Annotated in this window: 24 protein-coding genes; 16 read left to right on the forward strand and 8 right to left on the reverse strand. The window is 40.3% G+C overall.

Going from position 1 to position 25,911, the window contains the following annotated elements; genetic code table 11:
• The first annotated feature begins 3 nt into the window (after positions 1-3).
• The 4 genes from priB to metF all read left to right on the forward strand — a co-directional run bounded on the left by priB (position 4) and on the right by metF (position 2,201).
• Positions 4-306: a primosomal replication protein N gene (gene priB, locus PVK63_RS12115; RefSeq protein WP_130049239.1), complete on the forward strand. Its 303-nt coding sequence runs from the start codon at positions 4-6 to the stop codon at positions 304-306.
• A gap of 15 nt (positions 307-321) precedes the next feature.
• Complete coding sequence (rpsR, locus tag PVK63_RS12120) at positions 322-549, forward strand: 30S ribosomal protein S18 (RefSeq protein WP_005421136.1); 228 nt, start codon at positions 322-324, stop codon at positions 547-549.
• A gap of 40 nt (positions 550-589) precedes the next feature.
• On the forward strand, positions 590-1,039 hold the full coding sequence (rplI, locus tag PVK63_RS12125; RefSeq protein ID WP_130043874.1) for a 50S ribosomal protein L9: 450 nt from the start codon (positions 590-592) through the stop codon (positions 1,037-1,039).
• Between the two features lie 271 nt (positions 1,040-1,310).
• Positions 1,311-2,201, forward strand: coding sequence for a methylenetetrahydrofolate reductase (metF, locus tag PVK63_RS12130; RefSeq protein WP_130088130.1), 891 nt, complete (start codon positions 1,311-1,313; stop codon positions 2,199-2,201).
• A gap of 169 nt (positions 2,202-2,370) precedes the next feature.
• On the opposite strand, the gene PVK63_RS12135 is transcribed toward metF, so the two are convergent.
• The 4 genes from PVK63_RS12135 to argE all read right to left on the reverse strand — a co-directional run bounded on the left by PVK63_RS12135 (position 2,371) and on the right by argE (position 7,520).
• The gene (locus tag PVK63_RS12135; protein WP_274440545.1) at positions 2,371-3,111 is read right to left on the reverse strand and encodes a hypothetical protein; all 741 of its coding nucleotides are present in this window, start codon (positions 3,109-3,111) and stop codon (positions 2,371-2,373) included.
• 8 nt (positions 3,112-3,119) lie between these two features.
• The gene (locus PVK63_RS12140; RefSeq protein ID WP_274440544.1) at positions 3,120-3,368 is read right to left on the reverse strand and encodes a hypothetical protein; all 249 of its coding nucleotides are present in this window, start codon (positions 3,366-3,368) and stop codon (positions 3,120-3,122) included.
• Between the two features lie 205 nt (positions 3,369-3,573).
• Positions 3,574-6,204: a phosphoenolpyruvate carboxylase gene (gene ppc / locus PVK63_RS12145; protein ID WP_130043876.1), complete on the reverse strand. Its 2,631-nt coding sequence runs from the start codon at positions 6,202-6,204 to the stop codon at positions 3,574-3,576.
• Positions 6,205-6,383: 179 nt separating this feature from the next.
• Positions 6,384-7,520 carry an acetylornithine deacetylase gene (gene argE / locus PVK63_RS12150; protein WP_130088131.1) on the reverse strand — a complete coding sequence of 379 codons (1,137 nt, stop codon included), beginning with the start codon at positions 7,518-7,520 and terminating at the stop codon, positions 6,384-6,386.
• A gap of 206 nt (positions 7,521-7,726) precedes the next feature.
• Here argE and argC point away from each other — a divergent pair, with 206 nt between their 5' ends.
• From argC to argH, 4 genes are all read left to right on the forward strand, one after another.
• Positions 7,727-8,731, forward strand: coding sequence for an N-acetyl-gamma-glutamyl-phosphate reductase (gene argC / locus PVK63_RS12155; RefSeq protein WP_130088132.1), 1,005 nt, complete (start codon positions 7,727-7,729; stop codon positions 8,729-8,731).
• A gap of 15 nt (positions 8,732-8,746) precedes the next feature.
• Entirely contained in the window at positions 8,747-9,529 is a 783-nt protein-coding gene (gene argB / locus PVK63_RS12160) for an acetylglutamate kinase (RefSeq protein WP_130088133.1), read from the forward strand.
• Positions 9,530-9,596: 67 nt separating this feature from the next.
• A complete protein-coding gene (locus tag PVK63_RS12165) occupies positions 9,597-10,808 on the forward strand; it encodes an argininosuccinate synthase (protein WP_130047191.1) in 1,212 nt (403 codons plus the stop codon).
• A gap of 267 nt (positions 10,809-11,075) precedes the next feature.
• Positions 11,076-12,950, forward strand: a complete 1,875-nt coding sequence (argH, locus tag PVK63_RS12170) for an argininosuccinate lyase (protein ID WP_130088134.1) — start codon at positions 11,076-11,078, stop codon at positions 12,948-12,950.
• Positions 12,951-13,123: 173 nt separating this feature from the next.
• On the opposite strand, the gene PVK63_RS12175 is transcribed toward argH, so the two are convergent.
• The 3 genes from PVK63_RS12175 to PVK63_RS12185 form a co-directional block, all read right to left on the reverse strand.
• Complete coding sequence (locus tag PVK63_RS12175; protein WP_130043882.1) at positions 13,124-13,363, reverse strand: DUF3624 domain-containing protein; 240 nt, start codon at positions 13,361-13,363, stop codon at positions 13,124-13,126.
• A gap of 103 nt (positions 13,364-13,466) precedes the next feature.
• Positions 13,467-14,933 carry a dihydrolipoyl dehydrogenase gene (locus PVK63_RS12180; protein WP_130088135.1) on the reverse strand — a complete coding sequence of 489 codons (1,467 nt, stop codon included), beginning with the start codon at positions 14,931-14,933 and terminating at the stop codon, positions 13,467-13,469.
• A 177-nt stretch (positions 14,934-15,110) separates the two neighbouring features.
• Positions 15,111-15,839: a glutathione peroxidase gene (locus tag PVK63_RS12185; protein WP_130043884.1), complete on the reverse strand. Its 729-nt coding sequence runs from the start codon at positions 15,837-15,839 to the stop codon at positions 15,111-15,113.
• Positions 15,840-16,019: 180 nt separating this feature from the next.
• Between PVK63_RS12185 and oxyR the strand changes: the two genes are divergently transcribed.
• Positions 16,020-16,916, forward strand: a complete 897-nt coding sequence (oxyR, locus tag PVK63_RS12190) for a DNA-binding transcriptional regulator OxyR (protein WP_130043885.1) — start codon at positions 16,020-16,022, stop codon at positions 16,914-16,916.
• 109 nt (positions 16,917-17,025) lie between these two features.
• On the opposite strand, the gene PVK63_RS12195 is transcribed toward oxyR, so the two are convergent.
• Positions 17,026-19,524: a penicillin-binding protein 1A gene (locus tag PVK63_RS12195; protein WP_274440541.1), complete on the reverse strand. Its 2,499-nt coding sequence runs from the start codon at positions 19,522-19,524 to the stop codon at positions 17,026-17,028.
• A gap of 138 nt (positions 19,525-19,662) precedes the next feature.
• On the opposite strand from PVK63_RS12195, the gene pilM reads away from it, so the two are divergent.
• The 7 genes from pilM (at position 19,663) to aroB (ending at position 25,910) form a co-directional block, all read left to right on the forward strand.
• On the forward strand, positions 19,663-20,661 hold the full coding sequence (gene pilM / locus PVK63_RS12200; RefSeq protein ID WP_130047188.1) for a type IV pilus biogenesis protein PilM: 999 nt from the start codon (positions 19,663-19,665) through the stop codon (positions 20,659-20,661).
• Positions 20,646-21,215, forward strand: a complete 570-nt coding sequence (locus PVK63_RS12205; protein WP_130047187.1) for a PilN domain-containing protein — start codon at positions 20,646-20,648, stop codon at positions 21,213-21,215. The genes pilM and PVK63_RS12205 overlap by 16 nt, the downstream gene beginning before the upstream one ends.
• Positions 21,208-21,786, forward strand: coding sequence for a type 4a pilus biogenesis protein PilO (locus PVK63_RS12210; protein WP_130043889.1), 579 nt, complete (start codon positions 21,208-21,210; stop codon positions 21,784-21,786). Before PVK63_RS12205 ends, PVK63_RS12210 begins: the two co-directional genes overlap by 8 nt.
• Positions 21,783-22,298 carry a pilus assembly protein PilP gene (locus tag PVK63_RS12215; protein WP_130088137.1) on the forward strand — a complete coding sequence of 172 codons (516 nt, stop codon included), beginning with the start codon at positions 21,783-21,785 and terminating at the stop codon, positions 22,296-22,298. The genes PVK63_RS12210 and PVK63_RS12215 overlap by 4 nt, the downstream gene beginning before the upstream one ends.
• Positions 22,299-22,318: 20 nt before the next feature.
• On the forward strand, positions 22,319-24,040 hold the full coding sequence (locus tag PVK63_RS12220) for a type IV pilus secretin PilQ (protein ID WP_130047185.1): 1,722 nt from the start codon (positions 22,319-22,321) through the stop codon (positions 24,038-24,040).
• Between the two features lie 224 nt (positions 24,041-24,264).
• Positions 24,265-24,783 carry a shikimate kinase AroK gene (gene aroK / locus PVK63_RS12225; RefSeq protein ID WP_012551169.1) on the forward strand — a complete coding sequence of 173 codons (519 nt, stop codon included), beginning with the start codon at positions 24,265-24,267 and terminating at the stop codon, positions 24,781-24,783.
• A 38-nt stretch (positions 24,784-24,821) separates the two neighbouring features.
• Positions 24,822-25,910, forward strand: coding sequence for a 3-dehydroquinate synthase (gene aroB / locus PVK63_RS12230; protein ID WP_130043892.1), 1,089 nt, complete (start codon positions 24,822-24,824; stop codon positions 25,908-25,910).
• Position 25,911 lies beyond the last annotated feature (1 nt).

Below are 25,911 nucleotides of genomic sequence, written 5' to 3' on the forward strand. Positions count from 1 at the left end.
TTGATGACCAATCGATTGGAGTTAAGCGGTGTAATAACCAAGGCTCCGGTTCGAAGTCTTAGTCCTGCGGGCATACCTCATTGTCATTTTGTCATTGAGCATCGTTCGATTAAACAGGAAGCTGGCTTATCACGTGAAGTCTATTGCAGAATGAACGTGGTAGTGAGTGGACAAGGGTCTCAAGCTTTAACTGCAAACTTAGCTCAAAGCAGTAACGTTACGGTAGGTGGTTTTATCACTTATCAGACAGGCCGAAATGGCGTGGCGAGAGTAGTGTTACATGCTGAGCATATTAAATTAATTTAGATCTGGAGATAGCCCATGGCTCGTTTCTTCCGTCGTCGTAAATTCTGCCGTTTTACAGCAGAAGGCGTACAAGAGATTGACTACAAAGACGTAGCAACTCTAAAAAACTACATCACTGAAGCTGGTAAAATCGTACCTAGCCGTATCACTGGTACTCGTGCTAAATACCAACGTCAGCTAGCTCGCGCTATCAAGCGTTCTCGTTACCTTGCACTTCTACCGTACACAGATAAGCATCTGTAAGTCGTTAGTTGTTTAATTAAGTATATAGAGGACTAAGATAATGCAAGTTATTCTACTTGATAAAATCGGTAACCTAGGTAGCCTTGGCGACCAAGTTAACGTTAAAGCTGGTTACGCACGTAACTTCCTTATCCCACAAGGTAAGGCTGTTATGGCAACTAAAGCTAACGTAGAGATGTTTGAAACTCGTCGCGCTGAATTAGAAGCTAACGTTGCTAAGCAACTAGCTGCTGCAGAAGCTCGTGCTGAGTCTGTTAACGCTCTAGAAGTTACTATCGCATCAAAATCTGGTGACGAAGGTAAACTATTCGGTTCAATCGGTACTCGTGACATCGCTGACGCTATTACAGCTGCAGGCGTTAAAGTTGCGAAAAGCGAAGTTCGTCTTCCTGAAGGCGCTCTACGTACAACTGGTTCTTTCGAAGTTAGCATCCAACTTCACTCTGAAGTATTTGCTACATTGAAATTAGAAGTTGTTGCTGCTGAGTAATCAATAGCCAACTAATAATTTAAACGCCAGCCTTAGTGCTGGCGTTTTTTTTATCTCTCCGTTATATTCTTATTTCGATCCATTATTCTCGTCTGCTTTTCTATCTTGAAAATAACTCAATAACAACTTGAGAAAAATTCATAATCAGCCCCTTGACATTGAACTCCATAACATACATTCTGTAGACATATAGACGTCTAAATGATGTCGCCATGGATGATATATTTTTTGTAATGCACTATCTTTAGCATTACAGCAGGGAGAGCAAGATATGGCCTATTCACACGCAAGCCACTTAGAGTCACTGAATCAAAATATTGCTGAGCTTGATGGTAATATCAATGTCTCTTTTGAGTTTTTTCCACCAAGTTCAGAGAAGATGGAAGAAACGTTGTGGAACTCTATTCACCGATTAAAAACCTTACAACCGAAATTTGTGTCGGTAACTTATGGCGCAAACTCAGGCGAGCGTGATCGTACTCACTCCATTATTAAAGAAATTAAAGAGCAAACGGGTCTTATTGCTGCCCCGCATTTAACTTGTATTGATGCAAGTCGCTCAGAGTTGATTGATATTGCTAATGACTATTGGGCAAATGGCATTAAAGATATCGTTGCATTACGTGGTGATATCCCAGCTGGTGGCGGTGCTCCAGAAATGTACGCTTCTGATCTTGTTGAATTACTGAAGTCTCAACATGACTTTGATATTTCAGTGGCTGCTTTTCCTGAAGTTCACCCTGAAGCAAAAAGTGCGCAGGCCGATTTATTGAATCTAAAACGTAAAGTGGATGCGGGTGCGAACCGTGCGATTACTCAATTCTTCTTTGATGTAGAAAGTTACCTGCGTTTTCGTGACCGTTGTGTGTCAGCTGGCATTGATGTTGAGATCATCCCTGGTATTTTACCTGTATCGAATTTTAAACAAGCTTCTCGTTTCGCCAAGATGAATAATGTGAAGATCCCAGGCTGGATGGCACAGCAGTTTGAAGGCTTGGATGATGATCCTGTGACTCGTCAAATGGTAGGAGCAAGTCACGCTATCGATATGACACGAGTTCTAAGCCGTGAAGGAGTGAAAGACTTTCACTTCTACACTCTAAACCGTGCAGAGCATACTTACGCACTGTGCCATACACTAGGTGTACGTCCTAAAGGTTAAGTTAGATTATCTTTCGAACTCATTATAAAGAGCCGCTACTATAGCGGTTTTTTTGTGTCTGTATCTATCTAAAAGATAAAAGATAAAAGATAAAAGATAAAAGATAAAAGATAAAAGATAAAAAAGGCCACCGAAGTGACCTTTGAGAATTAGAATACGGTAAGAATTTTTACTCAACTCGGAGTAAGCGATATTCTTGACCAGTATAGCCAAATTCAACTAAACCTAAGCCTTTACAGTAAATTCTAGCTTGGCTACTACCTTTGTTTAACCAAGGGGCCCTGAAATCTGTTAATAAACATTCAGCATTATTAGCATCGTAAGCAAAAGTTGTTATTGGTGTGCGTAGTACATTATCAGTGATGATTTCTTTATCGTTAATAGTATAAGCGTTTGTGCAGTTTGTTGAGCCTACTGTTCTTTCCATACGATATGCAGAAACAGCAATATCACCATACCCCACATATTGAGGTTCTACTTTTTCAGTTATGTATTCATCAGAAAAAGTAACGCTGCATAATGCTTGTGAACCGTCGAACTGACTCCAATCATCAACTACTTTACGTGTATTGATGCCATTAATAATTTCTTGTGACCAATCCATTACAAGAACATTATTATAAAGGCTCCAGCTTTCTTCCCTTACATATTCTCCATTTTCATAAAAGAACTTATATTGATTACCATTATCATCTTGTAGAACAACAGTTTTTGTTCCTGTTGGATTATATGTATGTAAATTTACCAACTTTGACTTGTCAATTAATACACCACGACTATCAATAGTAGTATTAGTATTAATAATAGTTTTTCCATCTATTTGAACTTCACCATTACCAGTTACATTTAGAACTGCAGCAGATATTGTTGGGGCTATGCTTAATAGAGTAAGCAGTAGTATTTTTTTCATGTGTATACCTATTTTAATGTTAAAGAGCCTGAAATAACGAGATCGTCACCGTCAGCTAAGGTTAATTTTTCATTAGGAAGATTAAAAGTGACAGATTCGTCTTCTTTTATTTCGCCATCTACTAACTCTTTTTCTATGGCCTCGGGAGTTGAAACCTCTATGACTTTAACTGGGTCAGAGGTTGAATTTGAATCGTCGCTACCACATGCAGATAAAGCAAGAGTAGTGATAAGTAATGAGAGCTTTGATAGTTTCACTTTAACCACGCTATATGTTATAAAACTGAATTGACCTTATTTAGGATAGTATACTGTAATATTGATGTGGAGCAGTATTTGATTGTTATTTCATCATTAACGATAAATTTGCGATGAGTGTTAGGTTTTTTATGAAATGTTATGAGAAATAAAAAGGCCACCGAAGTGACCTTTGAATATAGGAAGGAGGTTTAAATCCTAATGATTAGCCAGTATTACGCATACCTGCAGCAATACCAGCAATAGTAACCATTAGTGCTTCTTCAAGCTCTGGTGACGTCTCTTCTTTTTGACGAGTACGGAACAGAAGCTCAGCTTGTAGCATATTTAGTGGATCGACATAAATATTACGTAGACGAATAGACTCAGAACCCCATGGGTCACGTTCCATTAAGTGATCGCTGTTCTCTACGTTCAATACTGCTTTAATATCGGCTTGTAATTGATTGCGTAGACGCTCACCTAGAGGCCATAGAGACTTATCAGTTAAACGTTGGTCATAGTATTCAGACATCTGTGGATTACATTTGGTGTAAACCATTTCAAGCATACCAAGACGTGTAGAGAAGAATGGCCATTCACGACACATCTCTTCTAATAGCTCTTGGTGACCCTTATCAATTGAATATTGAATTGCTTCACCAGCACCTAGCCACGCAGGAAGAACCAAACGGTTTTGACTCCATGAGAAGATCCATGGGATTGCTCGTAAGCTTTCAACACCACCATTTGGGTTACGCTTAGCAGGGCGAGATCCTAGTGGAAGTTTACCCAGTTCTAGCTCTGGCGTTGCCGCTCGGAAGTAAGGTACAAAGTCTTTTTCGCCACGAACTACATTACGGTAGGCTTCACATGACACTTCAGACAGCACTTCCATCAGATCACGCCAATCTTGTTTTGGCTCTGGTGGTGGCAGAAGATTAGCTTCAAGGATCGCACTTGCGTATAGGTTAAAGCTGTTTACTGCTACTTCAGGTAGACCCAATTTAAAGCGGATCATTTCACCTTGTTCAGTTACGCGTAAACCGCCTTTTAAGCTTTTTGGTGGTTGAGACAGAAGAGCAGCATGCGCTGGAGCGCCGCCACGACCAATAGTACCGCCACGGCCATGGAATAAAGTAAGCTCAATGCTCTCTTTCTCACACACTTCAACGAGAGCTTCCATCGCACTGTATTGCGCCCAACCAGCTGACATTACACCAGCATCTTTTGCAGAATCAGAATAACCGATCATCACCATTTGATGGTTTTGGATAAATCCACGATACCAGTCAATAGAGAACAGTTGTTCCATTACTTCTTTAGAGCGGTTTAAATCGTCCAGAGTTTCAAACAGCGGACACACATCCATACGGAATGGACAACCTGCTTCTTGAAGTAATAAGTGAACCGCTAATACATCCGATGCAGTACGAGCCATTGAAATAACATAAGAGCCTAACGCTTCTTTTGATTGCTCAGCCACGACTTTACAGGTATCAATTACTTCTTGAACGTCAGGAGATGGCTCCCAATTACGAGGAAGAAGAGGACGCTTAGAGCTAAGTTCATTAACAAGGAAAGAAATCTTATCTTGTTCGCTCCACTGGTCGTAATCACCGATGCCTAAATAGCGAGTAAGTTCTGATAAAACATCTGAGTGACGTGTACTTTCTTGGCGAATATCAAGGCGAACAAGGTGGGCACCAAACGCTTTCACACGACGCAATGTATCCAGTAGAGAGCCATCTGCAATGATCCCCATACCACAAGCATGTAAAGATTGGTAACACGCGTATAGCGGGTTCCATAGCTGATCTGCATCAGTCAAGATGGCTTTATTTGGTGCAAGCTCACCCTTCATTTGTGCGTCTAAGTTTTCTAACGTATTGCTTAAAAGTACACGCAGTTGTTTTAGGATCGCACGGTAAGGTTCGTGCTCATCGCCAGCCAGTTCACGCACCTCATCAGAGCATTTTACCATTGAAAGTTCGCTGACTAATTCGTTAATGTCTTTTAGGTAAAGATCAGCCGCTTTCCAGCGAGAAAGAAGCATGACTTCTCGCGTAATTTTGTGCGTTACAAATGGGTTACCATCACGGTCCCCTCCCATCCAAGAAGACATATGGACAGGACGAGCATCAATAGGAAGCCCTTCGCCTAAATGGCCTTCTAAACGCTGGTCGAATTCACGTAAGAAATCAGGAATACCTTGCCATAAAGAGTTTTCAACAACGGCAAAACCCCATTTAGCTTCATCTAATGGTGTAGGACGTTCTTGACGAATAACATCAGAGTGCCACGCTTGTGCAATCAGTTGTTCAAGGCGACGTTCTGTTTTGTCACGCTCAGAGAACGAGATATCACCAAGCTCAAGTTTTGATAAACATTCGTTGATTTTCACCAACTTATTGATCATGGTACGACGGGCAATTTCTGTTGGGTGTGCTGTTAATACCAGTTCAATATTCAGTTCACGAACCGCTTGTGCAGTATCTAATTTACTAACATCACTTTGATTTAATTTAGAGAAAAGGGTGCTAATCGCATCAGGTTCGCATACATGTGATTCACAATGGCGTGAAATCGTATGGTACTGCTCTGCCATATTGGTAAGATTAAGGAATTGACTGAATGCACGAGCTACTGGCGTTAATTGATCATCTGGGAGGCTTTTGATTTCTTCAATCAGTGCATTACGGTCTTCATCGCTTCCTGCGCGTGCTGTTTTAGACAGCTTACGAATGGTTTCAACTTTTGCTAATAACTCTTCACCATGTGCGTCTCGAATCGTATTACCAAGCAAATGACCCAACATGCTGACATTACTTTTTAAAGCAGAATACTTTTCATTCATACATACTTCCTATACGTGTAATTTTGTTACATCCAAATTTTTTCCTGACTCCAATCTATCCGAATTTACGGCGCTTCGTCAAATATTGAAGAATAAACGATGACTTTTTAAACAAATTATTGCCGTAGATCATCGAATATTCATTTTGATATTGACGGTTTTTGTAAATTTATTTCAGCTTAGAAACAGTGTTTATACATCAATTTACTTAATACATTGATCGTTGGATCAATAAAAGAAAATGCTAAAAATTCATCAGGTTGGTGTGCTTGTTCAATTGACCCAGGACCTAAAACTAACGTTGGACACAGATCTTGTAAGAAAGGAGCCTCGGTACAATAGTTCACGGTTTCCACCTCTTGGCCGCAAAGTTCTGCGGTACTTGTAACAATTGGGCTGTCTGGGCTGCATTCATAACCAGGAATAAGATCATGAAGAGGCGTGATATCGATTCGTCCCGGCCATTTAGCTTCAACTTCTTTTAGCGCATCACGCAGCATATTGTCGAGTCCATCAAGGCTGATCCCCGGCAATGGACGGACATCATAATGCAACTCACAACAACCGCAAATTCGGTTAGGGCTGTCTCCGCCATGGATATGACCAAGATTGAGTGTTGGGTATGGGATAGAAAAACCAGGGTTATGATATTCCTTCACCAGTTTATTTTTTAAACCCATTAATGCAAACATGATCTCATTCATGATCTCTAAGGCGTTTACTCCATGAGCAGGATCAGAAGAATGCCCTGACTTACCTGTTACTCGAATCGCATTCGCAACGTGACCTTTATGGCCTCGTATCGGTTTTAGGCTCGTAGGCTCACCGATAATGCAATAATCCGGTTGTATTTGGGTATTTGATGCAAAGTGGCGAGCACCAAGCATGGTGGTTTCTTCATCACAGGTTGCCAGGATATAAAGTGGTTTTGATTGGTCTTTCCAATTGATATTTTTAATTGCCTCTAAGATGAAAGCAAAAAATCCCTTCATATCAGCGGTACCAAGACCATAAAACCGATCGTTAGCTTCGGTTAATGCATGAGGTTCATAGTTCCAACGACCTTGGTCATAAGGCACGGTATCTGTGTGGCCAGCTAACAATAGACCACCTTCTCCTGAGCCAAGTTTAGCCAATAAGTTTAGTTTGCCTTTTTCGATCTCTTCAATCTCAACTTCACAGCCCAAGTCTTCACACCATTGCGCTAATTTGTGGATCACTTCGGCATTGCCTTCGTCCCAACTTGAATCGGTTGAGCTGATCGATGAGGTAGAAATGAGTTGCTGATAATAGTCTTTAAATTCTGGAAATTTCATTTATTCATACATCCACTGTTGACACAAAAGATAGAACCCTGTAAAACACATATTAAATCACATAAAATGAATAGAAATACAGTTTAGTTTAATTTTTATGAATAAACTAAATTATAAAAAGGAAAGTCAGTATCAAATATGTGTAACGTTAAAGTTACCTTGAATGGCATTTTCCTTCAATAGATGAAGAGATAAACGGACGTATTATGTTGAAAACAACCATCATCGGAGCAAGCGGATATACAGGTGCAGAATTAGCACTGATGATATTTAAGCACCCACACCTTTCTTTAGCTGGTTTGTATGTATCAGAAAACAGCTTAGATAAAGGCAAAGCGATTAGTGAATTGTATGGTTCATTAAAAGGTATCGTTGATGATGTGTTGCAGCCATTATCGGATGCTACTCAAGTTGCTAAAGAGTCTGATGTGGTGTTGTTAGCGACAGCACATGAGGTGAGCCACGATTTAGCCGCGACATTTTTAGAGAATGATTGTGTTGTTTTTGATTTGTCAGGTGCGTTTCGCGTTCAACAAGAAGGTTTCTATTCTGAATACTATGGCTTTGAACATAAGCATGAAGCATGGCTAGATAAAGCGGTTTATGGATTAGCAGAGTGGAATGCAGAAGCGATCACTCAAGCTCAATTGGTTGCTGTACCAGGATGTTATCCAACTGCATCACAATTAGCATTAAAACCATTAGTTGAATTTGATTTATTAGATAAGAATCAATGGCCGGTAATTAACTCGACGAGTGGTGTTACTGGTGCAGGGCGTAAAGCGAATTTAGCCAGCAGTTTTTGTGAAGTGAGCCTACAACCCTATGGCGTATTTACTCATCGTCACCAACCTGAAATTGCAGCGCATTTAGGCTGTGATGTTATCTTTACGCCTCATCTTGGTAATTTTAAGCGTGGAATTTTAGCGACGATAACCACTAAATTAACAAAAGGCGTTACTGAAAAAGAAATTCAACACGCTTTTGATAAGAGTTATGGCCAAGCTGCAGCGGTACGTTTATTGGGTAATGAAATGCCAAAAATTCAATCGGTAGAGAAAACCCCTTTCTGTGATATCGGTTGGAAAGTGCAAGGCGAACACCTAATTGTGGTCTCGGCGATTGACAATTTATTAAAAGGGGCATCAAGCCAAGCAATGCAATGCATTAATATTCGTTTTGGCTTTCCAATGTTAACGTCTTTAATATAAGGTATGGTATTTAGTATGAAGCAACGTCCTTTAGTGATTAAGTTAGGTGGCGCAGTATTATCATCAACCGAAACGTTAACACAATTATTTAAAACCGTTTCAAATTATCAACAGCAAGCAAACAGAGCTTTAGTCGTTGTCCATGGTGGTGGTTATTTAGTGGATGAGTTGATGGATAAACTTCAGCTTGAAACCATTAAAAAAGAAGGTTTGCGTGTGACACCAAAAGACCAAATTGGCTATATCGCAGGTGCTCTGGCTGGAACGGCAAATAAAATGCTACAAGGCCAAGCAATGAAAAGTGGAGTGAAGGCAATTGGTTTGAGTTTGGCTGATGGCGGTTTATGTCATATTACTCAACTGAATCCTGAGCTAGGTAATGTTGGCTTAGCAACAGCAGGTGATGCAAGTGTGTTAAATGCCATTTTAGCGACAAAAGTTACCCCAATAATTAGCTCTATTGGCATTACCGAACAAGGCGAATTAATGAACGTTAATGCAGACCAAGCAGCAGTAGCTGTGGCAACGGCATTAGATGCTGATCTCGTTTTATTGTCAGATGTCGCTGGTGTATTGGATAGCAAGAAGCAATTGATCACCAGTTTAGATTCAGAGCAAGCAGAGGCATTGATTCAGCAAGAAGTGATTACGGATGGCATGATCGTCAAGGTAAAAGCGGCATTAGAAGCGGCACAAGAGTTAGGTCGAGCGATAGAGGTGGCATCATGGCGCTCGCCAGAAAAATTAGCTGAGTTGTTTATTGGTAACAGTATCGGCACACAGTTTCAGCCTAAGTAGGCAATGAGTTTCAATTTTTAGTTTTTAGAATACAGTCGCCGCGAGTATGCGGAGCAAGGAGAATAGAATGAGCAAGAAAATAAAAGTAAACAAGGTTGTTGTTGCATACTCAGGTGGCCTAGATACCTCTGTGATCATCCCGTGGTTAAAAGAAAACTACCACTGTGAAGTTATCGCATTTGTCGCTGATGTTGGTCAAGGTGCTGAAGAGCTAGAAGGCATTGAAGCAAAAGCCATCGCATCAGGTGCTACCGAATGTTATATCGCTGATCTAAAAGAAGAAATGGTTGCTGAATACATTTACCCAACGCTTAAAACAGGCGCTTTGTATGAAGGGAAATATCTACTTGGCACATCAATGGCACGTCCTATTATTGCTAAAGCACAAGTTGAAGTTGCACGTAATGTAGGAGCCGATGCATTGTGCCATGGCTGTACAGGTAAAGGTAATGACCAAATTCGTTTTGAAGGCGCTTTTGCTGCACTTGCCCCTGATCTGCATGTGATTGCACCATGGCGTGAGTGGGATCTGGTTAGCCGTGAAGAGTGTTTAGATTACCTTGCTGAGCGTAATATCCCTTGTTCAGCATCATTAACTAAAATTTATTCTCGCGATGCAAATGCATGGCACATCTCAACAGAAGGCGGTGTTCTTGAAGATACATGGAATGCACCAAATGACGATTGTTGGGCGTGGACGGTTGATCCAGAGCAAGCACCAAATGAATCAGAGATGGTTTCTTTAAAAGTAGAAAAAGGCGCCGTTGTTGCGGTTGATGGTAAAACAATGACGCCTTATGAAGTCGTTGTTTATCTAAATGAGAAAGGCATTAAGCACGGTGTTGGTCGTATTGATATCGTTGAAAACCGTTTGGTAGGTATGAAGTCTCGTGGTTGTTACGAAACTCCAGGTGGAACCATCATCAATGAAGCATTGCGTGCTGTAGAGCAACTGGTTTTAGATAAAGCTTCATTTGAGTTTCGTGAAGAGTTGGGAATTAAAGCTTCTCATCTTGTATATGACGGTCGTTGGTTTACGCCGTTGTGTAAGTCTATCCTAGCTGCAACAGAAGAGTTGGCACAAGACGTAAATGGTGACGTTGTGATTAAGCTTTACAAAGGTCAAGCAACAGTCACTCAAAAGCGTTCAGATAACAGCTTATACTCAGAAGAGTTTGCAACGTTTGGCGCTGATGAAGTGTATGACCAAAGTCATGCTGAAGGCTTTATTCGTCTTTACTCACTATCAAGCCGTATTCGTGCATTGAATAGCAAATAATTTTCACGTTCAGTAACAATACTTAAACAAATTGATTTACACTAATCGAAGTGCATTTAATAACTAAATGCGCTTCGATTTTTTTTATCTAAACATTAGTACTTAGGGTAATGTGCGCACTGGTGAATAAATATGTAAATAAAGTGAATTAAACCTTTATTTTTACCAAGAATTACCGTAAGTTTGAACTATCAAGAAAAATACTGAATTGAATCAGAATTAATATTTGCAAAAAGCAGTGAGCACTGTGCATTTAGGAGAGACACCATGGCATTATGGGGCGGACGTTTTAGTCAAGCAGCAGACACAAGATTTAAACAATTTAACGATTCACTTCGTATCGATTATCGCCTTGCAGAACAAGACATTGTCGGCTCTATTGCATGGTCTAAAGCATTACTTTCTGTCAATGTGATTAATGAACTTGAACAGCAAAAACTTGAATTAGCTTTAAATGAACTTAAGCTTGAAGTAATGGAAGATCCAGAGCAGATTTTATTATCTGATGCGGAAGATATTCATAGCTGGGTTGAAACTCAGCTGATTGGTAAAGTGGGTGATTTAGGTAAAAAATTACACACAGGTCGTTCGCGTAATGATCAGGTGGCGACGGATTTAAAATTATGGTGTCGCCAACAAGGCCATCAACTGCTTCGTACTCTTGATTTACTTCTCAATCAACTCGTTACTGTCGCAAGCGAACATCAAGCAACGGTATTGCCTGGTTATACGCACTTACAACGTGCGCAACCTGTAACATTTGCTCATTGGTGTTTAGCTTATATTGAGATGATTGAACGTGATTACTCTCGTCTTGAAGATGCGGTTAACCGTTTAGATACTTGTCCATTAGGCTCTGGTGCCTTAGCAGGTACGGCTTATCCAATGGATCGTGAGAAACTGGCTCGTAACCTTGGCTTTCAACGTGCGACTCGTAACAGTCTAGATTCAGTGTCGGATCGTGACCATGTGATGGAGTTAATGTCGATTGCTTCAATCTCAATGGTTCACTTATCTCGTCTTGCAGAAGATATGATTTTTTATAACTCTGGTGAATCAAACTTCATAGAGTTGGCAGATACGGTAACCTCGGGTTCATCATTAATGCCACAAAAGAAAAACCCAGATGCGTTAGAGCTTATTCGTGGTAAATGTGGCCGTGTATACGGAGCATTGGCAGGCATGATGATGACAGTAAAAGCACTGCCTCTGGCCTATAACAAGGATATGCAAGAAGATAAAGAAGGCTTATTTGATGCGTTAGACAGCTGGTCTGATTGCATTGAAATGGCTGCACTGTGTTTTGAAGGTATTAAAATTAATGGTGAACGTACCCTTGAAGCGGCAAAACAGGGTTATGCAAACTCAACAGAGTTAGCGGATTATTTAGTAGCCAAAGGCATCCCATTCCGTGAAGCGCACCATATTGTTGGTGTGGCTGTAGTCGGAGCGATAGAGAAAGGGTGCGCACTAGAAGAACTTTCTATTGCAGAGTTAAAAGCCTTCTCTGATGTAATAGAGGAAGATGTATATCAGATCTTAACCATTGAATCTTGTCTTGCTAAACGTTGCGCTCTTGGTGGTGTTGCACCAGAGCAGGTCGCTTATGCTGTAGAGCAAGCAGGTAAACGTTTAGAAGAGCGTGATTCAACGGGAGTGAAAGTACGTCCTGCTCGTTTAACTGATTTAGATGCATTAGAAGGAATGGTTGCGTATTGGGCTGGCCTTGGTGAGAACTTACCTCGTAATCGTAATGAATTGGTACGTGACATCGGCTCGTTTGCTGTATCAGAGCATCACGGAGAAGTGACCGGCTGTGCGTCTTTATATGTATACGATTCTGGTTTAGCGGAGATTCGTTCGTTAGGTGTTGAAGCGGGTTGGCAAAGCCAAGGTCAAGGTAAAGCGATTGTTCAACACTTAGTTGAGAAAGCTCGTGAAATGGCGATTAAGAAAGTATTTGTACTGACTCGTGTTCCTGAGTTCTTTATGAAGCAAGACTTTATTCCAACCTCTCGCTCACTGCTGCCTGAGAAGGTTTTAAAAGATTGTGACCAATGCCCTCGTCAACACGCATGTGATGAAGTTGCACTTGAGGTTAATCTGCAAGAGCAAGTGATCATAAAAACCTGTGTTGCTTAATGAGTATTACAATAGTTATGCGATACGCTTAGCTATTTAGTCAAAATAAAAAAGAAAAAGTGGTGAACTTTTTCATTTGATACTAGTCTTATTAATACTGCTTTTTCTTAGAAAGATTCTAAGAGGCCCTGACATCTATATTGATGTCGGGGCTTTATTTTTTGTGCGATATATTATTTTTTTGATGCTAAACGATAATATCCCATTAGCAGTAAATGCAAAGCCAGCAAGCCAGTAAAAGCACTGCTTATCATAAAAGTGGCAATCGCTTCGATTTGGTAAGGCGTTGCCTGGAAGAATTCTAGCCATGTGAGCCAACCGCCAATAGAGAGAAAAGTAAGTTGTTTCATGCAACGGGGGCAACGACCAAGCTTTTGTTTAAAGATGTCTGAACGACAAGTTTTACATGACATGATGATAGATTCTTAGACTAATACGCAATGCTCTGAACTTTAAATGCAAAAAGACCAATGCGCAAACATTGGTCTTCTATTTTTTTAAAGGTTATTTTTTTGATTAACAGCCAGGGCCACAATCCATGCAGTGTTTGATCATTTCAGGACCTAAATGTAATTTGGCATTTAAATCACGAAGTGCAGTACGAACACCCTCTTCGATTACAGGGTGGTAGAAAGGCATATCTAGCATCTCTGATACCGTCATCTTATTTTGGTGTGCCCAAGCTAATAAATGCGCTAAATGCTCGGCATTTGGCCCCATCATTTCTGCACCTAGGAAACGACCAGTTCCTTGCTCACCATATACATGAAGAATACCTTTATTGCGCAGCATTACTCGTGAGCGACCTTGGTTTTCAAAAGACACTTCACCCGTTGCGAAACAGCCACAAGTACCTAAGCGTGTTGTAATTTCTTTATACGTTTCGCCAACCATAGCAATTTGCGGGTCAGAGAATACTGCTGAGATTTTTGAGCGACGAAGGCCTGCTCGGATCTCAGGGAAGCGGCCTGCATTATCACCCGCAATACGTGCTTGGTCTGCGGCTTCGTGCAATAACGGCAGTTGGTTACTTGCATCACCTGCAATAAATACGGTTGATAGTGACGTTTGCAGTGTGTAATGGTCTGCCGTTGGTACGCCGCGCTCATCTAGTTCAATGGATGTATTTTCTAAGCCGAGTTTGTCGGTATTTGGACGACGTCCCGTTGCCGCTAATACATATTCAACAATATTAGTTTCCAGATCACCTTGTTTGTTGATGAATTTAATTTCAACGCGATCTTCACCTGACTCAGTCGTAATACGCTTCATGCTTTCTACTTTTACATCAGCATCAAGATAAAACTCTTCATTGAAGGCTTTGTTTGCATAAGCCATTACTTCTGGGTCTGTTACAGGACCAACTTGACCACCTAGACCAAATAGCTTGGTTTCAACACCTAAGCGGTGAAGTGATTGACCAAGTTCAAGACCAATCACGCCAGGACCAAATACCGCGACTGATTTTGGTAAATCATCCCAGTTAAATACATCATCATTGATGATTAAACGATCACCCAGTTCATTCCAAACTGCAGGGTAAGCAGGGCGAGAGCCTGTTGCGATAACAATGCGTTTTGCAGTGACGATAGTGTGGTCGTCAACTTGTAATGTATTGTCATCTAAAAATTTAGCGTAGCCAGAGATTTTGTCTTCTGCTGGAATTTCATCAACGCCTTCTAAAACAAAACCAACAAAACGGTCACGTTCAAACTTAACACGTTCCATTACTTCACGGCCATTAATGATGGTTTCACCTTGAGGGTGGATACCAAATTTCGGGGCTTTTTCAATTTGATGAACGCTTTCTGCTGCTGCAATTAATAACTTTGACGGCATGCAACCAACGCGAGCACAAGTGGTACCGTAAGGGCCGCCTTCGATCATGACAACACTGTCAGTATGTGCTTTTGCTGCACGGTAAGAGCCTAAACCTGCTGTACCGCCACCGATAACAGCTACATCTACATTGACTTGTTTCATAATAATTCTCTCGTAATCGCTTTATTTTGGATGCACTAACCCCTCCGACTTTTTATTATTTTTTAAAGTCAGTCTGAATTGTTAGTTTAGTTATTTGGTTTTGCTGAGTTTTCTAATTATTGAGGTGGTTAACTAGCCCACAAGGTGGTGGGCTAGTTATGGCTTTGTCTTAATCGATTAGCCTAGGAAAGCTTCTAGTTCTTCGCTGCCACCGATGTGTTTACCACCAATGAATACTTGAGGAACGGTAGTGCGACCAGAGATTGCACGTAGACTAACTGTTGTCGCGTCTTTGCCTAGTACCACTTCTTCATAGTTCAGACCTTTATCGATTAGGTTCTGTTTCGCTTTCATACAGAAAGGGCAGCCTGGTTTAGTGAATACTGTGATTGACTCTTGCTCTTTGTGTTCAGGAGCTAGGTAGTTCAGCATTGTATCTGCATCAGAAACGTTGAACGGGTCGCCTGCTACGTCTTCTTCGATGAACATTTTTTCTACCACGCCGTTTTTCACTAGCATGCTGTAACGCCATGAACGCTTACCAAAACCAAGGTCATTTTTCTCAACTAGCATACCCATGCCATCTGTGAATTCGCCGTTACCATCTGGAATGAAGGTGATGTTTTCAGCTTCTTGGTCTGCTTTCCATGCGTTCATTACAAACGTATCGTTTACAGAAACACATAAGATGTCATCTACACCATTCTCTTTAAATACAGAGTGTAGCTCGTTGTAACGAGGTAGGTGGCTTGAAGAACACGTTGGAGTAAATGCACCTGGAAGGCTAAATACGATAACGGTTTTGTCTTTAAATAGTTCTTCTGTTGTTACGTTAACCCAAGCGTCGCCTTTACGTGTAGGAAAAGTAACTTGAGGAACTGATTGACCTTCTTTAGATGTAAACATAATGATGTCCTTTAAATTTTAATTAATTTTAATTTCTTATTCGGGGTCTTCCCGGTTGATGTAGCTATTATGCAAAACCTTGCTTGATAGTTCTAATCGTTTGGTGTTATCGTTTCAATCGTTAAAATCTATCGAATGGTAATGTCATATTATGAATCAAAGCTATCAGGAGTGTAATACATGAATATCCGTGATTTTGAGTACTTGGTCGCACTTGCTGAGCATAAACACTTTCGTAAAGCGGCTGAGTCTTGCTTTGTTAGTCAGCCTACGTTAAGTGGACAGATAAAGAAGCTAGAAGAAGAAGTTGGATTAACCTTATTAGAAAGAACCAGTCGTAAGGTGTTATTTACCGATGCAGGCTTACAATTAGTAGAGCAGGCTAAGCGGATCTTAACTGAAGTTAAGCTGTTTTCTGAATTAGCTAACCAACAAGGTAAAGATATGTCTGGGCCATTGCATCTTGGCTTTATTCCTACGGTTGGCCCTTATGTACTGCCTTGGATCGTACCAACATTAAAAGAAAGATTTCCAGACTTAAATCTGTACCTGCATGAGGCTCAAACGCATCAATTAGTTAAAATGTTAGAAGAGGGCAAGATTGACTGCATGATATTGGCCTCTGTTGATGAGACAAGCGCATTTATTGAAATACCAGTTTATGACGAGCCAATGGTGCTTGCGGTGCCAACAGATCATAAATGGGCGGATGAAGGGACAATAGATATGTCTCGATTAAGTGGCGAGTCAGTTTTAATGTTAGGGGATGGGCATTGTTTACGAGATCAAGCATTAGGGTTTTGTTTTGCTGCTGGAGCTAAGGATGATGACCATTTCAAAGCAACCAGTTTAGAAACATTGCGCAATATGGTTGCCGCGGGCAGTGGAATTACATTAATGCCGTACCTTTCAGTACCTAAAGAAAAAGTACGTGATGGAGTGTGCTATTTACCAGCGAAAGATCCTGTACCGCATCGACAAATCGTATTGGCTTATCGCCCAGGTTCACCACTGCGATCTCGTTATGAAGATTTAGCTAAAGAGATCGAAAAGAAAATGGCAGAGGTTATTTGCTAATACCAATTCCAATAAATAGATCATCTAATTAATTATATTGGTATTAATCTATAAGAAACAAAAAGGACGCTAAATTAGCGTCCTTTTTTATTGCTTACTGATAGCTAGATTAGAAGAGACTTTCGTCTTCCATTCCGTCGCCATCCGCATCATTGGATGAGTAGATTGTGTCTTGGAAATCTTGTTTCACGTACTCTTTCGGCTCAGTGCCGCCAGCAAAGTATTCCCACATGCTAGTTTCATCATTTTTATTGGTCAATAGGCCTGTTTCACGGTCTATTTTGACTTTAATGATGTTTGCTGGAAGGCGTTGTTGCTCTTCTGGTACACCTTCAAGCGCCACTTTCATAAAGTTTATCCACGCATAGATAGCTGTTTTGCCACCCGCTTCACCACCAAAGGACATTTCTTCTTTGGTCATGTTGTCATTTTTTGTGGTGTAACCTAATCGGTGTGATGGGTTATCAAAACCAACCCATGCTGTTGCTACTACATTTGGTCCATAGCCGTTATACCAAGCATCAACAGAGTCATTGGTTGTTCCTGTTTTACCACCAATATCACGACGTTTTAATACTTGTGCTCGCCAGCCAGTGCCGTTCCAGCCTGTACCTTTACGCCAGCTACCACCGCCCCAAATATTGCTGTACATCATTTCCTTAGTTAAGAATGCATTTTGTGCAGAAATCACTTTCTTCGCATAAGGCGAGTCTTCATCATTTTGATTCGAACAATTTGTTTGGCAAATGGTTTTTGGTGTCGCTTTATACACCTCATCACCAAAAGGTCCCATGATATGGTCAATATAATAAGGTTCTACGTAATAGCCATTATTGGCAAATACAGCAAAACCTTGTGCCATTTGAACTGGTGTTAAGCTACCAGCACCCAGAGCGATGGTTTCAGAGCGAGGGATCTCTTCTTTTTTAAAGCCAAAGCGAGTGAGATAATCAATGGTTTCATCTAAGCCAACTTCACGTAATACACGAACCGCCATTACGTTTTTAGATTGAGCTAAACCAATACGTAAGCGTGCAGGACCAACATAAGTAGGTGGCGAATTTTTTGGTCGCCATGCCGTACCTTGGCTTTGATCCCAAGTATTGATTGGAGCATCATTTACCAAGCTTGCTAGTGTTTTACCATGGTAAAGCGCAGCAGAGTAAATGAATGGCTTAATACTAGAACCTACCTGACGCACAGATTGCGTTGCACGGTTAAACTTATTATGAACAAAGTTGAAACCACCCACTAATGACGTTATTGCGCCATCTGTTGGATCCATGGCAACAAAAGCGGTGTTGGCAGCAGGCACTTGGCTTAGTTTCCAAACCGTCGTTGTTACGTCATCGGTAGTTTCTTGGCTTAATGGACGAACATACACTTGCTCTCCTGCCGCTAAAATATCTGCCGCACGATGAGGTGCAGGACCTTGACGTTTGTCTGTTTTAAAGCGACGAGCCCACTTTAAGCCATCCCATGGAATGGTAGCGATACCGTTGTTTTTAATATCAACCGTTGCTGTTTTTCCTTTAACAGATAAAACAACAGCAGGCATTAGCTCACCATAAGAAGGTTCACTTCTAAGGTGTTTAGCTATTGATTTTTCATCCAGCGGTGTGGCTTTTGGTTCCCACACTGTTTTAACTGCACCACGGAAGCCATGACGTTCGTCATAAGCCAGCAGATTATCAATTGATGCTTTGTTTGCTGCCGCTTGCATTTTTGAATCGATAGTCGTGTAGATATTCATGCCAGAAGTATAAGCCGCTTCTTCACCGTATTTATTTACCATCCATGCACGGGCAATTTCTGCAATATAAGGCGCTTGAAGCTCTATTTCGGCACCGTGATATTTAGAAATAACAATTTCTGCTCTTGCGTCATCAAATTCTTGCTTAGTTATATAACCTTCATCAAGCATACGAGAAAGAACAACATTTCGACGCGTAGTTGCGCGATCAACTGAGTAAATAGGGTTCATTGTTGATGGGGCTTTTGGTAAACCTGCGATAATCGCAACTTCACCTAATGTCAGTTGGCTTACTTCTTTACCAAAGTACACGTGCGCTGCGGCGCCGACGCCATAAGAACGGTAGCCTAAATAGATTTTGTTTAAATACAGCTCAAGAATTTCTTGTTTGGTGAGCAGTTGTTCAATATGGACAGCAATAAAGATTTCTTTAATCTTTCGCATTATTTTCTTTTCATTAGATAAAAAGAAGTTTCGAGCTAGCTGCTGAGTAATGGTACTCGCCCCTTGTTTTGCCGAGCCTGAAGCCAGAACAGCAAAAGCAGCACGAGTAATACCGATAGGGTCAAACCCATAATGGCTATAAAAACGACTGTCTTCAGTCGCGATAATTGCTTCAAGCAAATGAGGAGGCATCTCTTCTAATGTTAGAGGAATACGACGCTTCTCGCCAAATTGAGCAATTAATTTACCATCGCGGCTATATACCTGCATTGGTGTTTGTAGTTGTACATCTTTCAATGTTGCCACGTCTGGTAATTCTGGTTTCACATATTGGTAAAAACCAAAAATTGTTGTGACTCCAAGAATAATGCAAACCAATGTCGCTATAAGCAGTGCCTTTATGAACTTCACCTGATAATTCCCGTTTACTTTAATCTGTATTGTCGTTTCTAACCCATAACTGAGTAGTATAAATATAACACAACAAAAAATAACGTAAATTAACGCTTAATTTTGAGATATTTATTTATTACTTGGAGTTAAATCAGGATGATTTATCCCACGATCACAGGCTTGGATATCGGGCATCATAGCATTAAAGCTGTGTCAGCGAGGTTAAAAAAAGGTCAATTAGAACTAATTGATAGCCATGAGGTATTACTGCCTGAATCTGCTTTTTTAGATGTTAATACTTTACATATCGAAGAGGTAATCCCTTACCTAGGCCATTTAAAAAAGGGAATAAAACGAAACCAAAAAAAGGTCGCTTTTTCAATTCCTGATAACAGCATTATGAGTAAGGTTATCCAAGTAGATAGTCAGCTTGATGAAAAAGAAACTGAATTCACAGTGATACATACATTTGAGCAGCAAACGCCTTTTTTGGCCGAGGAATTGAACATTGATTTTGTTGCAATGGAGCAGAAAGGGGTTAATAGCGAGCAAATATCAATGTATCAAGTTTTTGCAGCAAAAAAAGATTTGGTTGAGAGTCGTGAAGGGTGTTTAAAGAGAACGGGTTTTTTACCTGTGCTTGCTGAGGTTCATTCCCATGCATTATTAACGCTGTGGCGACAAAGTATCACTCAATCTCCGAGTAAAAAAAATTGGATGTTGATTGATATTGGCCATTGCCAAACCACCTTCTGTATTACTTCGCCTAATCAGCACGCTTATAGTAAACAGGTTTTGTTTGGGGCTTCACATCAAAAGAGTGATATTGAATTATCCCCGTTAACACCCTTAAATGAAGAAAAATACACTCAATTTATTGCGTTATTGGCTGAGCATATTCACCGCCAACTCACGTTATATTCCTCTATTCATAATCATAAAGTTGATGGGGTTTGGTTAACAGGAGGAGGTTCAATGCTCCCTGAATTATCAGATTTATTGAGTTATGAGCTATCTCTGCCGACAGAGCAGCTCAATATTATGTCTTTATTTCATGGTACGAAAAGGCGAGAGGCTCAACTTAATACATTAGAAAATCAATATGCATTAGCTGCGGGGCTTGCATTAAGAGGTGTTGAGTGGCTTACCAAATAAACTTATTAGCTTGGCGTGAGAAAGAAAGAGAGAAGTACAAGCGCCGTTTTTTATTGATCTTATCTTTTGGGGTACTTTTATCAGTATCTTTTCAATGGGGATGGGCTCAATACTTAAGCTTACAGCATTCAACTCAAGTAAGCCGTAATCAATCATTAGATACTCATATCAATTGGTTAAATAGCGAATTAAAAGAGCTGAATGAGATTGGAAAACAACACGAAGCAATACTAACTCGATTGGCGGTTGTTGAAGAGTTACAGCAAAATAGAAACAAAACGACGCAATTATTAAATCTTCTTCCAGGGATTATTACGGAAGGAATTTATTTGAATAAGGTGCGAATGCACGAAAGATCGATTGAAATAAAAGGCTTTAGCGATAGTAATGCCCGTTTAGCCACCATATTGGATAAATTAGAACGTTCGCTTGAAATTGAGTCAGTAGAAATGCATTCAATTGTCTCTGGTAAACAGATATTTGGTCATGATGTAAGTAGCTTTGAACTCTCATTTAAATTACTTCCAATGGCTAAGGGTGACTCGCATGAGTGATTGGAGAGATCTTGAGTTAGATGAAATTACTGAGTGGCCATTGCTTCCTCAGTTATTAGTTATTGTTATTTTATGTTTTGTAGTTCAAGGAATGGGCTATTGGTTTTGGATAAAACCAATGATTCAAGATATTGAACAGCTAAAGCAAAAAGAGCTTAGCCTAAAAAGCACGGTGAAATATAAATATAACCAAGTGGCAGCAATGCCAAAAATGGAAAACCAACTGAATGAATTGAACTTGCGTTATGAGTTTTTAGCACAACAACTTCCTGCTCAAAAAGAGCTAGCGAGCATGCTTTCAGGTATTAACCAAGTTGGGATTCAAAATAAATTAACATTTACACGAATTGATTGGGGTGAGAGACAAAATAAAGCTTTCCTTTATAAGTTGCCACTGAATATTGAGTTAACCGGTCAGTATCACGATATAGGTTCATTTTCTGAAGCAATGGCCGATCTTCCAAGGATCGTGAGTTTGGAAAATATTGATATGCAACGAGTCAGTACAGAGAGTAGTACATTGCATTTTCGCGTAATGGCTTATACCTATCAATTTAAGGGGAAGGAATGAGAAATCGATGCTTTATAGCAGTGATGGTCTTTCTATTGGTGGGATGTAAAGCCAATACCGATCCACTTGATGTCTTTTATGTAGAGGCTAAAAAGCAAGGGGATGCCGATGTTAAGCAGCTTGAGGAGGTGACATTATTTGCGGTGACTCCTTATGCTCAACTCACTGGGCGATCGCCATTTGTCTTGCCAAAACAACCTGAAATTGCAACACAGCCAATAAAGAAAAAATCATGTTGGCAACCAAAATATAGGAAAAAAAATGGGTCACTTGAACGATATGCGTTGAGAAAATTACGATTAAAAGGCGTGATGGGCTCAAACGATAATATTACTGCATTAATACAAACGCCAAAGGGAAGCGTAGTGAAAGTTCATAAAGGGCAATACATGGGAAGCAATAATGGTCAAGTGGTTGATATTAAACCACAGTACATGACATTAAGGGAAACCTTGCCTGATGGCATGGGATGTTGGCAAAAAAGATACGTTAAATTAGCTCTAAAACATTAACGGGATACCAAGGAATACGTATGTTGCTAGGATGCAAAACAAGCAGTAAATTACTTTCTATTCAGCTATGTTTGCTGTTTATATTTAGTTTTTTCAGCCACTCTTCGTTTGCAGAAGATATAGAACTTAACCAACTCGTTAATGTGAACTTTCAGTCGACAAAGAAAAAAGAAGGAGTGATTTCGGTTGATCTTGCCTCGGCAGCAGCCACGGTTGATTTACGAAAAGAAAAAGGGAAATTATTGATAGAGCTGCATGATACGAAAGTCAGTAATGATAAGTTAGTTATTTTAGATGTTGAAGATTTTTCGACATTGGTGTCTCGAATTGAAACCTTTCGAGAGTCTAAAAGTACGTTGCTGTCAGTAGATATCAAAGGTGATTTTCAATATGACTATTTTTTAAAAGATCGTTCTTTACAGGTTGTGATTTCAAAGCCACAGGTTAGCGCAAAGACAACTAACACCTCTGATGCTCAAGAGAGCAAGCCCATATCGATTAACTTTCAGGACATCCCTGTTAGGCATGTCTTACAATTAATCGCAGATTATAATGACTTTAACTTGGTCGTCGCTGATTCTGTGAAAGGTAACTTAACGTTGCGATTAGACGGGGTACCTTGGCAACAAGTATTGGATATTATTTTACAAGTTAAAAACCTAGATAAGCGAGTGGAAGGTAATGTTGTTTTAGTTGCGCCTAAATCAGAGTTGGATGCACAAGAGCAAAAAGTATTAGAGCAAGCTCAAATGGCTTCAGAGTTGGGGTCACTCTCTTCTGAAATCATTTCTGTGAGTTATGCTAAAGCTTCTGATATTGCCGAACTGTTGGTTGGTGAAGGAGAGATAACTATGCTTTCAAGCCGAGGCAGTATTACGGTTGATGAGCGAACTAACTCTTTATTGTTACGAGATTTGCCTGAAAATATTGATGTTATTAAAGAGATCATCGAAACCTTGGATATCCCTATTAAACAAGTTCAAATAGAAGCAAGAATTGTAACGGTAAATGAAGGTAACCTCGATGAGTTAGGGGTTCGTTGGGGCATAACCAATACTAATGGTAGCACCACGGTTGGCGGTTCAATTGAAAGTAATTTAGCGGCCGTAGGTCTTTATGATGGCGGTAGCGGTGGCGGATTACCCGTTGATGATTTTTTAAATGTAAATTTAGGATTGGCTAATCCTGCGGCATCAAGTATTGCTTTTCAGGTAGCAAAATTAGGGTCTAACTTATTATTAGATTTAGAACTTTCTGCTTTACAGGCTGAATCTAAAGCTGAGATCATTTCAAGCCCGAGGTTAATTACCACCAATAAAAAACCTGCTTATATTGAGCAAGGTACTGAAATTCCTTATTTAGAAGCCTCATCCAGTGGAGCAACCTCAGTATCATTTAAAAAAGCAGTATTGAGCCTAATGGTTACTCCGCAAATCACGCCAGATAATCGCTTGGTTTTAGATTTAACGGTCACTCAAGATAGACCTGGGCAAGTGGTTAAAACAGGCACGGGTGAAGCAGTAGCGATTGACACTCAGCGAATTGGAACTCAAGTACTGGTCGATAATGGTGAAACCGTTGTTTTGGGTGGGATTTATCAGCATTCTTTATCCAATAGTGTAGAGAAAGTACCATTACTTGGGGACTTACCTCTGCTTGGTGCCTTATTTCGTCGTAGCTCTGAAAATATAGGTAAAAAAGAATTATTGATCTTTGTGACGCCAAAAGTTGTTATACAGTAATAAGATAGCGTAACTTAATGTACATAATTGTAAGTAAAATTGAGTGTCAAACAATTTATTATGCTGAACTTTTCATCTAGCTATTGCAATCACTAGCTATAAACTGAGATAATTTTCGGTCTGATCACGAAATATCTGTGAGGAATATGGTGCCACAGACAAGCGTCTATGAAAGAGACAACTGTTGGCAATGTCGTTAATGAACTTTGCATAATTTCTAAAAAATGGCTGAAAAACGAAATATTTTCCTTGTTGGCCCAATGGGCGCCGGCAAAAGTACAATTGGTAGACACTTAGCACAGCAACTTCATATGGAGTTTCTTGATTCTGATACGGTAATCGAAGAACGTACAGGCGCAGATATCGCTTGGGTATTCGACGTTGAGGGTGAGGAAGGTTTCCGCATACGTGAAGAAGGTGTAATTAACGATTTAACCCAAGAGCAAGGTATTGTACTTGCAACGGGTGGTGGCTCTGTAATTAGTAAAGAGAGTCGTAATCGTTTATCTGCTCGTGGTGTTGTTGTATATCTTGAAACTACAATTGAGAAGCAACTAGCTCGCACACAACGCGACAAAAAACGTCCGTTGCTTCAAACTGATGAACCTCGTGAAGTGTTAGAAGCACTAGCGAAAGAGCGTAATGCACTTTATGAAGAAGTGTCTGATTACGTTGTTCGCACCGATGATCAAAGTGCAAAAGTAGTTGCAAATCAAATCATCCAAATGCTTGAAGAGCGTTAATTCAAGTTATTTACTAAGACAGATACTGGGAACGAATCATGGAAACGATTCATGTAGATTTAGCAGAACGTAGCTATCCCATCTCTATCGGCGCCGAGTTGTTTTGCAACCCGGCGCATTTTTCATCTGTAATACCTGCCAAAAAACGTGTTGTCGTTATCAGTAATGTGACGGTTGCGCCGTTATATGCTCAACAAATCATCGACACCTTACAAACGTTTGAATGCCAAGTATCACTGCTTGAATTAGACGATGGTGAGCAATATAAAAATTTAGATACTTTCAATAATATCCTTACTTTTCTATTAGAAGAGAACCACAGCCGTGATGTAACGATTGTGGCTTTAGGCGGTGGTGTTGTTGGTGATGTGGTTGGCTTTGCCTCTGCATGTTACCAACGAGGTGTTGATTTTATCCAAGTACCGACAACCCTTCTTTCTCAAGTGGATTCGTCAGTTGGTGGTAAAACCGCGATAAATCACCCGCTTGGTAAGAATATGGTTGGTGCTTTTTATCAACCTAAAGCTGTTATTATTGATATTAATTGCCTTAAAACCTTACCTGAGCGTGAATTCGCGGCGGGAATGGCAGAGGTGATTAAGTACGGCATTATTGTCGATCGCGAGTTTTTTGATTGGCTTGATGAGAACATGGATAAGCTTTATGCATTAGATCATGATGCGTTGGTTTATGCCATTTCCCGTTGTTGTCAAATCAAAGCTGATGTCGTGGCAAAAGATGAAAAAGAATCAGGAATGCGCGCGCTCTTGAATTTAGGCCATACTTTTGGTCATGCGATTGAAGCAGAAATGGGTTACGGTAATTGGTTGCATGGTGAAGCTGTGTCTGCTGGTACGGTCATGGCAGCGGTAACTGCGCAAAAAGAAGGGTTAATTTCACAATCTGATGTTGAACGTATTTGTTCTATTTTAGAAAAAGCGAAATTACCATTAAAAGCCCCAAAAGAAATGACAGTGGATGCATTTATGAAGCACATGATGCGTGACAAGAAAGTCTTGTCAGGTAAGTTACGCTTAGTTCTACCAACATCGATTGGCAGTTCTGAGGTGGTTACTGGTGTTTCTGAAGATCTGCTTGCCGAAGTAATTGAGCAATGTAAGGCGTAAG

This window comes from Aliivibrio sp. S2TY2, from assembly GCF_028765525.1.
Lineage (GTDB): Bacteria > Pseudomonadota > Gammaproteobacteria > Enterobacterales > Vibrionaceae > Aliivibrio > Aliivibrio finisterrensis_A.